Source organism: Staphylococcus sp. HMSC068C09, assembly GCF_001813735.1.
In the GTDB taxonomy this organism is placed as follows: domain Bacteria; phylum Bacillota; class Bacilli; order Staphylococcales; family Staphylococcaceae; genus Staphylococcus; species Staphylococcus hominis.
Genome location: NZ_KV813724.1, coordinates 1 through 350, shown reverse-complemented (window position 1 = coordinate 350; position 350 = coordinate 1). Strand labels below are relative to the sequence as shown.

The window sequence follows — 350 nt, the reverse complement described above, 5'->3', positions numbered from 1 at the left end:
CGTAAAGTTGGTTAAAATTATCGTCTGCGTTTTCAATACGCTCAACTGCTTTATTTAATAAATCATCTTTCTCTCGTATTTCCTTATCTTTATCATCTAAGGCTCTACCAGACTTTATATACTCGTAATCTTCCGAAATATCTTGAGCAGCTTTTATCTGTTTCTGAAATTCATTGAAATCTTTTTGGCTTATTACAACATTTCCAGTTTCTTGTATTTCTTTGCTAAATAAACCACCTACTTTTTCAGTTTCTTGCTCATACGGAACATTTATAGGCTTTTTAAGCGTATTTAACGATTTTTGGTACTCTTGCATTAATTTATCGTTCTTTTGCTTTATATGGTCTGTT

General features: G+C 31.1%; 1 pseudogene. It reads right to left on the bottom strand.

Annotation, left to right across the window (positions count from 1 at the left end):
• Nucleotides 1-350: pseudogene (locus tag HMPREF2930_RS00470) on the bottom strand (plasmid recombination enzyme); the annotation flags it as partial.